Source organism: Pseudoalteromonas sp. DY56-GL22, from assembly GCF_041414715.1.
GTDB lineage: Bacteria > Pseudomonadota > Gammaproteobacteria > Enterobacterales > Alteromonadaceae > Pseudoalteromonas > Pseudoalteromonas simplex.
In genome coordinates this window covers 77,335-90,727 of record NZ_JANHZR010000003.1, presented here as the reverse complement: position 1 = coordinate 90,727, position 13,393 = coordinate 77,335, and the positions used below count along the sequence as shown (strand labels likewise).

The following is a 13,393-nucleotide window of genomic DNA, read 5'->3' as shown; positions in this document are numbered from 1 at the left end:
AATCTCCCTATATTACTTGCTCTTAATCATGATTGAGTTGTTATGAATCCAAGTTACGCTGCGATATTCTCTGTACAATCTTTAGAGTTGAATCAACACTATCGAACTGCGCCTGCTACTTCTGGCGAACAGATGCCAAACACTCAACAAGAAACACTGACACTCCCGTTACAGTTTCACCAAGACCTCGAAAAGGCATTTGCGCCGTTAGTTATTACTCAAATCGTTAAAACAGCAAATATTAGCTGGCAAGAGGGCTGCTTAGGCTTACCAAGCGATAAGCTGAATGGCGAACAGAAAAAACAACTTTGGTCTTTAATCGGTGAACAACTTGATAAGCTTTAAACCTGTAGATGCAACCTATATTAGCCAGTTAATGGCTATCGAAAACGCCTGCCATAGTCACCCTTGGACAGAGAAAACCATGCTGTCGTGTTTAGCTGGGCGTTATTTTAACCTGGCCGCTTTTCAAGGTGATGAGATGCTAGGTTTTTATATCGGTGAACAAGCGGGCCCAGATTACACTTTAATGGATATTTGTGTTGCGCCGAAGTACCAAGGGCAGGGCATTGCTAAGCAGTTGTTAAATGCCTTTATTGAGCACGGCGAGCAGCACCAAGCCGAAAACCTATTTTTAGAAGTGCGTGAGTCTAATGCACCCGCTATTGGCTTGTATGAAAGTGCTGGCTTTTCACATATGTCGGTGCGCAAGAACTACTATCCAACCGCAACAGGCAATGAAGACGCTATTTTGATGGGGATGAGCTTTAGCCTTTAAGATGCTTCTTCAAGGGCATTGATAAGTGCATCGTAGCATTGCTCTACCTGATCAGTTTGATTACTGCGTAGCGCATTTTCAAGCTGACCCGCAGTCTTGTGAATAGCTTCAAAACTAAAACACCCCGCACTGCCTTTTAAGCTGTGTGCTAATGAACGTAGCGCTTCCCATTCTTTAGCACGATACAACTGCACGACTTGGCTTAAATAATCAGGTAGTTTTGAGCGATAGTTGTCGTTAATTTGTTGGAACTTCTCACTTTTCAGTAAGTTTTCCCACTTGTTTTGACTGTCTTTTTCGATATGCAAGTAGCTTACAAGTACTTGCTCTAGGGCATCTTTGTCGATTGGTTTGGCGAGTGCTTCATCACAGCCCGCTTCAATATAGGTATCAACATCAGTCTTCATTACATTGGCCGTAAGCGCAATAATAGGGCCATCATAGGCTGCGTGACGTAGCATTTGCGTTGCTTCTAAGCCGCCCATGACTGGCATCTGCATATCCATGATGATCAGCTGATAATCATTAACTAATGCCATTTCTACTGCTTCTGCACCGTTTTTCGCGATGTCAGGCTCAAGTCCCCAGGTTTGTAACAATAGTTTGATCAGCAACTGGTTATCTGGGTTATCTTCGGCCACTAGTATATTGGCATCAAAGCTATTCGCTGCGAATGAAAGCTGAACGTCTTTACTTGGTGAGAGTTGCTCGTAGCTATGAATAAACGCCTCTGCTTGTAACTGCTCGGCGTTTAAATGAGCAGCAACTTGTATGGTAAAACAACTGCCGTTTCCAGGTTCACTAATAAGCTGTACATCACCGCCTAGCAACTGGGCTAAGTTCTTTGAAATACACAAACCAAGACCTGTACCGCCAAAGCGGCGAGTTGTCGTCGCATCGGCTTGTTCAAACGGTTTGAATACCCTTTCAACCTCACGCTCTGACATACCAATACCTGTGTCTTGAATCGCAAACTCTAAATGTTGTTTATTGCTGTTGTAGCTAATATCAATCGAGATGCTGCCTTTCTCAGTGAACTTAACTGCGTTGCTGGCAATATTGATCAAGATTTGTTTTAAACGTGTGGTATCGCTATTAATGGTTTTGGGTACTGGTAGTTGGTAGTTAATATTAAATGTAAGTTGTTTTTCATTAGCCAGTGGGCGAATAATTGAATCAATATCATGTATAAGCTGCACTACATTACATGGTCCGCGTTCAACGGCGAGTTTTTCAGCTTCTATTTTTGATAAATCAAGAATGTTGTTAATAAGCTCAAGCAAGTGCTTAGAGTTACGTAAAATAGTGCTTAAATGCTGTTCATCATTTACCGCATCTTTGTTGTGCAGAAGTTGCTCTGTAAAGCCCATAATTGCGGTAAGTGGAGTACGAATTTCATGACTCATATTCGCTAAAAAGCGGCTTTTAAGTTGGTTTGCTTGTTCAGCTTGCGCAATGGCTACTTCTAGCTTGCTGTTCATTGCTTCGAGTGCTTTCGTTCTGCTCTCTACTTTTTCTTCTAGGTGATGTTTATATTCTTCAAGCTCGTCTTGGTAATGACGAATTTGGTTCACCATGTGATTAAAATCGTTGAAAAGCACGCCTACTTCATCGTTTGTGTGGGCTGGCAAGTACACAGATAAATCACCATCACCAACCCGATGACTTGCCGCACCTAATAGTTCAACTGGGGTCAGCAGTAAGTTGCGTACCACAATATAGATAAGAATAGGCAGCGAAATCACAGAAATAATAACTATAAGTGCTGTGATTAAACTAATGGCTTTACCTGACTGGTAAAGTAAATCTTTAGGGGTGGTTGAGATCAAATAATCGCCATCAGTCATTTCAACTGCGTAAATTATGCGCTCTTCTTTATCAATACTTGAAAGTTCGATATTGGCAAGTTTGCCGTAGTTAGCGAGTTGTTTAATTTGCTCAAGCTCATATTCACTTAAATAATTGCCGCGTAAGTCATAGTCGGAGCTAAATAAAATCTGCCCCTTAGTCGTTAAAAATAAATTTAGAGTGTTATTAAATGGTGCTTCTAGAATACTAGCATTCAATATTGATGGTTCTACATGCACAACAATAAACCCCAGTTGCTGCGGCTGTTTTAAGTAGTAATCAATATTATAAATGGGGTGCACAAAGTAGAGGCTAGTAGAGCCATCTTCTTTGGGGATCATGAATTGTTGCTGGCGTAAATTCGATTGTAGCACTTGCTCAAAAAACGGGTAACTTTTAGGTGCTGGAGTTAATTGACTTGAATAAAATGCATCGCTTTTACCGTCTGGGGCAACATAATTAATGCTAACAATATCTGGGTAAGCTTCTGAATAGCTTGCAAATACATTCATCAACTCGCCAAGGCGTTCAATATATTGGTTTTTTGAGTCAGGTTCGCGGGCTAAAAAGTCTGCTAATACAGGAGAGGTTGAGAGTAGCTTAGTAATCGAATGAAATGAGTCAATGTAATTAAAGATTTTTTGTTGCTGTTGCTCAACAAAGCGACTGACAATAAGTTCAGCTTGTTTTTTTGTTGAATTGGTCACATTTGTTAATGTAAAGCCACCTAAAAACAACAAAGGTAAGATCACTAATGGTGTGATATACCACAATAATCGAATACTGAGCTTACTGGTTTTCATGACCTAAATTGACATCCCTCCGTGCAATTTATCAATAGTATGCGTTACAACTTGATTACACAAGCCTAGCAAAAAAGTGAACAACGAAAATACCCAACTAAAAGGGAGTAATTACTCGCAATCGCTGCTTTTTTGGCTAAGACAAACAAGGTATAATGCTCGGCAATTCTATTTTATTTTTACAGTGCGCACCGAGCTTTATAATTTATAAGGCAGTTAAGTGCGCTTTGTTATGACTAAAAGCAGCTTACATGTCTAATTTAACTACCGAAATTAATAAACGACGCACCTTTGCGATCATCTCGCACCCGGATGCGGGTAAAACCACGATTACAGAAAAAGTTCTGTTATTCGGACAAGCGATTCAAAAAGCGGGTACCGTAAAGGGTCGTGGCTCAAACCAGCACGCAAAATCAGACTGGATGGAAATGGAAAAAGAACGTGGTATCTCGGTAACTACGTCTGTTATGCAATTTCCTTACAATGAGCGTCTAGTTAACTTACTTGATACTCCGGGACACGAAGACTTCTCTGAAGATACTTATCGTACACTGACTGCGGTTGACTCATGCCTAATGGTCATCGACGCAGCGAAAGGTGTTGAGGATCGTACTCGTAAATTAATGGAAGTAACACGCTTACGTACCACACCTATCGTCACTTTCATGAATAAGTGTGACCGTGATATTCGTGATCCAATGGAGTTATTAGACGAAGTTGAAACTGAGCTAAACATTGCCTGTGCGCCGGTAACTTGGCCGATTGGTTGTGGTAAAGAGTTTAAAGGTGTGTATCACATCCACCGTGAAGAAACGATTTTGTATAGCACAGGTCAAGGCCACACAATTCAAGAAGTTCGCGTTATCAAAGGTTTAGATAACCCTGAGCTTGATACTGCGATTGGTAGCGAACTTGCTGAGCAGCTTCGTGAAGAGCTAGAGTTGGTAATTGGTGCATCACACGAGTTTGATTTAGATCTGTTCTTAGCGGGCGAACTATCACCAGTCTACTTTGGTACAGCACTTGGTAACTTTGGTGTTGACCATGTTCTTGATGGCTTAACTGAGTGGGCTCCTGCGCCATTACCACGCGAAACAGAAGACCGCCAAGTTGCTGCAACAGAAGATAACTTCTCTGGCTTCGTATTCAAAATCCAAGCGAACATGGACCCTAAACACCGTGACCGTATCGCCTTTATGCGTATAGTATCTGGCAAATATAGCCAAGGTATGAAGATGAACCATGTGCGTATTGGTAAGCAAGTGAGTATTTCTGATGCGGTAACCTTTATGGCTGGTGATCGTGAGCGAGCGCAAGATGCTTACGCAGGTGACATCATTGGTTTACATAACCACGGTACAATTCAAATTGGTGATACCTTCACGCAAGGTGAAAAAATGAAGTTTGGTGGTATTCCTAACTTCGCACCAGAATTATTCCGTCGTATTCGCTTAAAAGATCCATTAAAACAAAAGCAATTATTAAAAGGCTTAGTTCAGCTATCTGAAGAAGGTGCTGTGCAAGTATTTAGACCGCTTATTAATAACGACCTTATCGTTGGTGCGGTCGGTGTACTACAGTTTGACGTAGTTGTTGCGCGCTTAAAAGCAGAATACAACGTTGATGCGATTTACGAAGGTGTGAGTGTTAACACTGCACGTTGGGTAAGCTCAGACGATACCAAAAAGCTTGAAGAGTTTAAGCGTAAGTGCGAAAGCAACTTAGCGCTTGATGGTGGCGATAACCTTACTTATATCGCGCCAAGCCGTGTAAACCTAAACTTGTCGATGGAACGCTATCCAGACATCAAGTTTAACCACACGCGCGAAAACTAATACGCTAAGTCTGCTTCAAATTTAAGTGCCCGTACAGCGGGCCATAAAGGTAAAAATTACAATGAATATTCGTACTCTTTTAATCGACAAAGCAATTGCTGCTATGGTTGCAGCAGGGTTACCTGAAGACACTAATCCAGCGGTAACACAAAGCACACGTCCACAGTTTGGTGATTACCAAATCAATGGCGCAATGGGCGCGGCTAAAAAATTAAAATCAAACCCGCGTGAACTTGCGCAAAAAATTATTGATAACCTAGACCTTGCAGATATCGCAGAAAAAACAGAAATCGCGGGCCCTGGTTTTATCAACATTCACTTAAAGCCTGAGTTTTTATCAGCTAGCTTAAAAGCAGCAAACGAAGACGAAAAGCTAGCAGTTGCGCCACATGCAACAGCACAAAAAGTAGTTGTTGATTACTCATCACCTAACCTTGCTAAAGAAATGCACGTAGGTCATTTACGTTCAACCATCATTGGTGATGCGGTTGTTCGTGCCCTTGAGTTCCGTGGTGATGAAGTTGTTCGTCAAAACCACATGGGTGACTGGGGTACTCAGTTTGGTATGTTAATCGCGCACTTAGAAGATCAAATCAACCAAGGTGTAGACTTAGAGTCTGTAGCGCTGGCCGATCTTGAAACCTTCTACCGTGATGCGAAAAAACGCTTTGATGATGAAGAAGGGTTTGCCGATAAAGCCCGTAATTACGTGGTTAAATTACAAAGTGGTGACGCACACTGTGAAAAACTGTGGAAGTTATTCATCGCCACTTCTGTAAAGCACTCTGAAGAAGTTTATAAGCGTCTAAACGTAACACTTACGCAAGATGACATCATGGCTGAAAGTGCTTACAACAGTGAACTTGCAAACATCATCGCACTATTGAAAGACAAAAATATTGCCGTTGAGTCTGATGGCGCACAAGTCGTGTTCTTAGATGAGCTTGCTAACAAAGACGGCGAGCCTTCAGTGTTTATCGTACAGAAATCAGGTGGTGGTTTCTTATATGCGACAACTGACTTAGCTGCTTGTGATTACCGCTCAAATAAACTGGGTGCTGATCGCATCTTAATCTTTGTAGATGCACGTCAAAGCTTACACTTCAATCAAGTTGAGCTAACCGCACGTAAAGCAGGTTTATTACGTGATGAAACAAGTTATGAGTTCTGCCCATTCGGCACCATGATGGGTGAAGACGGTAAGCCATTCAAAACACGTACTGGCGGTACCGTTAAGCTTGCTGATTTACTTGAAGAGTCAATCACTCGTGCAGCCGCTAAACTAGCTGAGCGTGAGTCAGACTTAAGCGACGAAGAGCGTAGCGAAATTGCCCGTAAAGTAGGTATTGGCGCAGTAAAATATGCGGATCTTTCTAAGCACCGTACTAGCGACTATATCTTCAACTGGGACACAATGCTGAGCTTTGAAGGTGCTACAGCGCCTTACTTACAATATGCATATACACGTGTTCGCAGTATCTTCCGTAAATCAGGTATTGATGCGGCGTCATTAACAGCAGACGTTGCAATCAACGAGCCGCAAGAAAAAGCGCTGGCACTTAAACTTCTTCAGCTAGAAGAAGTACTCGATCTAATGATCAGCGAAGCGACACCGCACGTATTATGTGGATACCTATACGAACTAGCAAGCCTATACATGACGTTCTACGAAGCATGCCCAGTTCTAAAAGAAGGCGTAGAGCCAAGTGTTCGTGACAGCCGTTTAGTACTTTGTAATTTGGTTGCGAAGACACTGAAATCAGGATTGGATCTTTTAGGTATCGAAGTCATGGAGCAAATGTAATCTGCTTCGTGTAGTTCGCTTTGACTGCGTTGTCGTGCTTTTTTAACCGAAGTCACATACAAAACACGTATGCTCCTTGGTATAAAAAAGCACTTCGCCTTGTCAGCACTCCTACACTTGCAGAACGTTTAAGAGCTCGTAGGGATAAGTCGGTTTTCCGCCTTGTCTTAGGCTAAACTACCTAGGTGAATTCTGCTTCGTAGGTTGGGTAGAGCGTAGCGAAACCCAACATAAATCGCAGGCCCTAGACTCTAGGCGCTAGGGGAGTAGCTTGTAGAACCTAGCTTCGTAGGTTGGGTAGAGCGTAGCGAAACCCAACAAATTGACAGCTCAATAACCTTGATTAATCTTTAGCTGATAGCTGATAGCTGATAGCTGATAGCTGATAGCTGATAGTAGCGATAGAGGGAATTTTATGAAACTTGAAGATATTCGCCGTGAATATTTACAGGATGGTTTATCTGAAGACATGCTTGATGCGTCTCCAATCAAGCAGTTTGAAAAATGGCTTGAGCAAGCTGTTGCCACTAATTTGCCTGATCCTACGGCGATGGTCGTCGCAACGGTTGATGAGCATGGTCAGCCTTCGCAGCGTATTGTGCTGTTAAAGCATCTTGATGAAAATGGCTTTGTGTTTTTTACTAATACCGGCTCGCGCAAAGCGCAGGAGCTAAAAGGTAATAACAAAATTTCTCTGCATTTCCCATGGCACCACATGGAGCGACAAGTCATAGTCTACGGCGAGGCTAAACCCTTACCAACAACTGCTGTGGCTAAGTACTTTTTATCGCGTCCTAAAGAAAGCCAGTTAGCTGCATGGGCTTCTCAGCAAAGTCGTCCAGTGTCATCACGTAAGGTATTAATGGAAACATTTGCGAAAATGAAGCAAAAGTTTTCTGAGGGTGAAATTCCATTGCCTGATTTTTGGGGAGGCTATTGTGTTGAGCCTACTAAAATTGAATTTTGGCAAGGCGGAGCACACCGCTTACATGACCGCTTTATGTATCAACGCCAAGCCGATGGTAGTTGGCAGTTTGGTCGCTTAAATCCGTAAATGCGTTTTATCGATTCCCACTGTCACCTTGATTTTAGCGAATTTGATGAGACTCGCACAGAGCTCATCACAGCATGTAAGCAAGTAGGGATCGAGCATTTCATTGTGCCGGGTGTGAGCTTGGCACAATCGACAAAACTATTATCGTTTACTAAATCAGAGCCAAGTATTTCAGTGGCTTTAGGTTTACATCCTTATTTTTTATCTGATCACCAAACTCATCATCTCGCTGAACTAGAGCAATTAGCGAAAACCCATTCAGGGCAGTTTATTGCCATCGGTGAGTGCGGCCTTGATCGAAGCATCGATAACCTCGATAAACAAACACAGTTTTTTGAAGGACAGATAGAGCTTGCCAACCAACTCGCTTTACCACTTATTGTGCATCATAGGCAAAGTCATGATTTAATTGCTCGCTCATTTAAGCGCTGCAAACCAAAGTTTGGCGGGGTAATTCATGCCTTTTCTGGCTCAGAACAACAAGCTCAGAGTTATATAAAACAAGGATTTAAACTTGGTGTTGGTGGTGTGATAAGTTACCCTCGTGCTGCTAAAACTCGTAAAGTTATCAGCTTAATTGAGCTGCAGCATTTAGTGCTTGAAACCGACTCGCCATCAATGCCGCTGGCAGGTTTTCAAGGGCAGGTTAATACGCCGCTAAAGGTGCGCGATGTATTTACTCATTTATGTGAGCTTAAAGGCGCGACAGGCGATGCAAAGCTGCAACTGGCTGCAGAACTCTACGATTCTTGCTCTGAACTTTTCTTGATATAACGATTTATTTGCCAAAGCTTCAAGCCTCGACCCAATTGCCAAGTGAATATACAGGTGATCACCAACATTAATAACACTTGTCGCCCTAAGTCATGGAAATTACTGTGGCTGGTTGCAATAGAAGCCTGTGTTAAATAGGTTATCGATACAAAACCAATAGGCCTTTCATTATCACTTATCACAGGCTCTACAAATGGGGTTTTAAGCTTACTTATACCGGGGGTTGAATCGGGTAATAAACCAAAGGTGTGGTGGCTTTGCCAATTATCACTGGCAGCAATTTGAATACCTTGCTGATCGTAAATCGTTGCCGCTAACACATACTCATCTTCAGCAATGTGATTACACAACGCATTTAATTCAGGTTTATTTTTTTCTTGTAGCGGCGTTTTGGCATTCAGTGCCATAAACTTGGTTAAGCTTATCGCTGTGCTATCAGCGCTATCATAAAGTAATTGGTGGCTTTGAAAGCTACTATTCATGGCAACCCAACTTAACAGCACAAAACAGGCTGTAGCCAAGCTTAAGCGCACAACACGTTGGCGATAAGTGGCTGAAAAGGGAATTTTAAGTTGGTTATTTTTCATAGTCACCGTATACGTTACTGACAGCATTTAATTTTGATGGTACAACATGATAACTTTAACAGCCCCTTGAGTGCGAGTGCCAAAAGCACTTCCAAGGACAGACATAAGTCTAATGTGGAGCCACTATGTCACAGCTTAGCTTAGCTGCTACACCTTCAGCAAATTTAGCTGAACAAATCAGCCTAAATTGCTGGTATAAAATTGAAAATAAACACCTTATTACAACAGACTTTACGCCAAAAGCAAATCAAGGCGTGTTCAGTATTGCTTTTGGTAATGAGCTTAATGCTGAGCAATTACTCGCGATTAGTGATTTTTTAGCCGTGCAAGGGTTTAGTAATTTATCGCTTTGTTGTTATCAGCCAGTCGCAGACATGCCAGTAGCGTGGGGCTTTCATAGCGAAACAACAACAGTACTTAGTCCACTAGTATTAGTGGAATTTGCAAAGCAATTGGGTATTCAATTGGTGCAATTAACGGATCCGCCAACGGTAAATGAACCAGGCTTATTGCTGATGGATATGGACTCAACAGCTATTACTATTGAATGTATCGACGAAATTGCGCGCCTAGCCGATGTTTATGACGAAGTTGCAGCGGTGACCGCGCAAGCTATGGCTGGTCAACTAGATTTTGCACAAAGCTTAAAGCAGCGTGTTGCTAAGCTTGAAGGTATTGATGGTGACTTAATTGATGGCTTAAAAGCGCGTTTACCGCTGATGCCGGGGGTGAGTGAATTATGCCAATACCTAAAAGCGCATAATTGGCATTTAGCAATCGCATCAGGTGGCTTTGTGCCTTTTGCAGAGCAAGTGCAGTCACTGCTTGATTTAGATGAAGTGCATGCCAATACCCTTGAGTTCAAAGATAATCGTTTAACAGGCAAGGTCATAGGCACGATAGTTGATGCTGAGGAAAAAGCCCGTGTACTTAAACGAATCGAACAGAGGCTTAACTTAAATAACCGCCAAACTGTTGCCATGGGTGATGGAGCAAACGACTTAAAAATGATGGCTGCTGCAGGGCTTGGTGTTGCTGTGCACGGTAAACAGAAAGTAGTTGAGCAAGCACAAACAGCAATTAATGAAGGCTCATTACTACAAGTTGCCTACTTGCTTGGCCTACCATTAGATTACTCGCTTTAACCATGTTGCTTTGCGTTTACTCATTTCATTGATCAACCTTTGCTCAATATCAAAATGGGTAAGCGCTTCGTCGGTAATATCAATTATATCGCCTACGCCAGCTACTGCCCATAGCGCTTCTTCAAGATCTTTTGCTTTATGTAATGCGTACTGACTAATATATTTCAATTCATTCGCCAAATAATCAATATCAGGCCGCCCTGTGCGAGAAATGTACAGCCTGAAAATATATACTAAATCGCTTTTTAGTGCTTTTTTTACAAACAAGGTTTGTGGTTTATAGTCATCTTCACTAATACAACGACTAGTAATGGCATCGCTTATAACAGTTTTACGTGGGTCAAAGCGAACAAATAAAGTGAATGGTAACGGTGGGTCTTGGCGACTACGGTCTTTGATCAGCGGTGTGATCACTTCTGTAATTTGATCTGTCGATAAGAAACCATCGATACTAGTTGTTTCATTTAACAATCCAAAATTTTGTAATAAAACATGCAGTGGGCTTGGGTATAAGCCTTGGCCAATAGCGCCGGTTTTAAAATGCGCTGCTTCTTTATGTAAATAAAACGGAAACTGGCATACGCTTTTAGTCACCATATTTCTTAGTGCAGTAGATAGCCCTGGAATTTTAGGGGATTCTTCACAAACACGTAGCTTGTCTTTGTTGTTATCAATTAATACCGTGAAAAACTTAATTGCCATATGCGGTAAGTCAGTAAGTCGATGCACTTTTAAATTCACGGTCGTCAGTGACTTACTCACCGCCATGACTTCATAAGCAAGGTTTGTTAAATCATGCTTTTTGGTGATTTTTTGCAATTCAGGCAAGTTTAATTTAATGATATCGCCTTTTTTGAACTCAACAGGCTGGTCGAACTCAATTTGTAAGCCCATCACAGATAAGTCACGGGTATGGCCTGTAACAGTTTGCTCATGGTGTTCTACACTTACAGCTGTTTTGTATAAATAGCGTTTATGAGCACGAAGGTTCACATACTCAAGCGCCACAGGCTCTAAATGAGGGGGCGTTTTATGCTTACTGTGACCAAACTGTTTAAGTTGGTTTACCGCATCTTTATTGTAATCAAGCTGTTGGTACGTTTGTTGTTCAAACTTAGTACCGATTGAGGTCAAAATAAGTAGATATTTAACATCTTTGATCAACCCTTGCACACGAGGTGTCGGTGGCTTATTTAGTTTTTCGATGTTTTTACCAGCACTGCTTGGTAGCGACAGTGGAATATACGAATCTTCCGGATGGCTTGGCATCAACTGAAGCTTAAAGCATTGCCAGCTATCTTTCTGGCTACCAAATCCTAAAAATAAATTTTTTAAGTTTGGTTGGCTATCAAGCTCAGATCGAGTTGCAGAATAATAATAAATTTTCCCGGCAACGGTATGAGTAAAAGTATATAAATACTCTTCTTTAACAGCTTCTGGAGAGCTTAGTAAGTCTCCCAATCGTTGTTGATTGATGATGCTGTACAGGCAAGACAACTTACGCTCATCACAAAAATAGCGTTGAATAAAAATATTATTTTCTGTGGTTAGCGCAAGGCTAGGATATAGCTTATCACCCTGTAGGCTTAAAAAGGTATAAAGTGAGGTAACACGAGGGATATAGTATTGCTCGTAGCCTTTTGAAACAACAGCATCTAAGGTGTTGTCGAGATTAACCTTATAGCGACGTTTATTGCCATGGATAAAGCTTTCTAGAAACTCATCAAATTTTTCGTTATTTTCAATAAAGGTACGCTTTAGGCGTATATGGTTATATTCACGAGAAACTTTCTCTACCGCTACGATTTCATATTGAATACCGTTTTTTAAACCAAGCTCAAAATCTTGCTCTAAGCCAACTAAGCGAAGACCTATTAACTGACCTTTTTTAACTTGATAACGTGGAGCTAGTTTTATTTTAGCGCCGCTCAGAGAAATATCAGACGTTGATGCTGCAACTTTGTTGTCTTTATCGAGTTCAACGGTGATTTTAATTGAGTAATTCATCCGCTCTTCGCGGCGACTCTCGTATGATGCAAACTTAATAACCTTAGCTGGCTGCTCTGTAGCGGCACTATCGTCAGCTAAAGCTTGCTCAGCGGCTTTTTTCTGCATTACCCGGTGATTGTTTTCGGTGTTCATTACCGCTTCGTAAACAGCAAGAGTATAACCACCGTGGCGTTTTATAGCATCTTCGAACACTTCAATGGCGGTATCGTCCATAAAGTGTTGTTTGCCATCATATTCGTAGGGTTTGACTTGACCAGTTACTTGACCACGTAAATCAATAAAGCGAGCTACTGGCTGAGATAAGCGTGACATTTCCATTTTAATCAAAAACTGCTCTGGCTTCGTTAAGCTAGCTGTCTTTGATTTAAATAGTTTGTCAAACTTAGGAGTGCCTAAATGCGCCTTTAGCTCTTCAACTAGGCTCTCATATTTAAGCAAAATGTCTTCAGCCATTTATAAAACCATCACCGTCTATCTAAAAAAGTAGGTATACTTGCAGGCAGTAAATTATTAAAACTTGAGTAATCGCTACTTTTTTATTGTATTAGTTATTGTTATAAGTACCTGCCAAATAAATGGCAAGAATTGTAAAGTTTTATTTATAAGCAAAAAATGTGCCTTAAAGCACTTTTTATTGCGCTTATAGCTGTGTAAAAAAGCCGAACAGATTTAAGTTCAAAGGCTTCAGCTCATAAAACTACTATACATGAAATATTTAGCTAGTCAGTTTTTTAAGTTACTAATTAGTCAAAATA

Annotated in this window: 10 protein-coding genes; 7 read left to right on the top strand and 3 right to left on the bottom strand. The window is 41.4% G+C overall.

The genetic code is table 11. The features are described from left to right. Positions 1-42: 42 nt before the first annotated feature. On the top strand, positions 43-345 hold the full coding sequence (locus tag NO991_RS08340) for a hypothetical protein (RefSeq protein ID WP_138616322.1): 303 nt from the start codon (positions 43-45) through the stop codon (positions 343-345). Beyond that, positions 332-778, top strand: a complete 447-nt coding sequence (rimI, locus tag NO991_RS08335) for a ribosomal protein S18-alanine N-acetyltransferase (protein WP_054551230.1) — start codon at positions 332-334, stop codon at positions 776-778. Before NO991_RS08340 ends, rimI begins: the two co-directional genes overlap by 14 nt. Here rimI and NO991_RS08330 read toward each other — a convergent pair. After that, a complete protein-coding gene (locus tag NO991_RS08330) occupies positions 775-3,429 on the bottom strand; it encodes a hybrid sensor histidine kinase/response regulator (RefSeq protein ID WP_054551231.1) in 2,655 nt (884 codons plus the stop codon). The two genes, rimI and NO991_RS08330, sit on opposite strands and share 4 nt — an antisense overlap. A 251-nt stretch (positions 3,430-3,680) precedes the next feature. Here NO991_RS08330 and prfC point away from each other — a divergent pair, with 251 nt between their 5' ends. From prfC to NO991_RS08310, 4 genes are all read left to right on the top strand, one after another. Next, positions 3,681-5,264 carry a peptide chain release factor 3 gene (gene prfC / locus NO991_RS08325; RefSeq protein ID WP_054551232.1) on the top strand — a complete coding sequence of 528 codons (1,584 nt, stop codon included), beginning with the start codon at positions 3,681-3,683 and terminating at the stop codon, positions 5,262-5,264. A gap of 61 nt (positions 5,265-5,325) precedes the next feature. Then, entirely contained in the window at positions 5,326-7,068 is a 1,743-nt protein-coding gene (gene argS, locus NO991_RS08320) for an arginine--tRNA ligase (RefSeq protein WP_138599630.1), read from the top strand. Between the two features lie 415 nt (positions 7,069-7,483). After that, the gene (gene pdxH, locus NO991_RS08315; RefSeq protein WP_055020972.1) at positions 7,484-8,122 is read left to right on the top strand and encodes a pyridoxamine 5'-phosphate oxidase; all 639 of its coding nucleotides are present in this window, start codon (positions 7,484-7,486) and stop codon (positions 8,120-8,122) included. Further along, positions 8,123-8,896, top strand: coding sequence for a TatD family hydrolase (locus NO991_RS08310; RefSeq protein WP_054551235.1), 774 nt, complete (start codon positions 8,123-8,125; stop codon positions 8,894-8,896). Here the strand turns inward: NO991_RS08310 and NO991_RS08305 are convergent. Next, positions 8,863-9,483 (bottom strand): AhpA/YtjB family protein, encoded by a 621-nt coding sequence (locus tag NO991_RS08305; RefSeq protein ID WP_054551236.1) that lies wholly within the window; start codon positions 9,481-9,483, stop codon positions 8,863-8,865. The two genes, NO991_RS08310 and NO991_RS08305, sit on opposite strands and share 34 nt — an antisense overlap. Before the next feature lie 125 nt (positions 9,484-9,608). Between NO991_RS08305 and serB the strand changes: the two genes are divergently transcribed. Beyond that, positions 9,609-10,628, top strand: a complete 1,020-nt coding sequence (gene serB, locus NO991_RS08300) for a phosphoserine phosphatase SerB (protein ID WP_166340640.1) — start codon at positions 9,609-9,611, stop codon at positions 10,626-10,628. On the opposite strand, the gene NO991_RS08295 is transcribed toward serB, so the two are convergent. After that, entirely contained in the window at positions 10,611-13,091 is a 2,481-nt protein-coding gene (locus tag NO991_RS08295) for a PilZ domain-containing protein (RefSeq protein WP_166340641.1), read from the bottom strand. The two genes, serB and NO991_RS08295, sit on opposite strands and share 18 nt — an antisense overlap. Positions 13,092-13,393 lie beyond the last annotated feature (302 nt).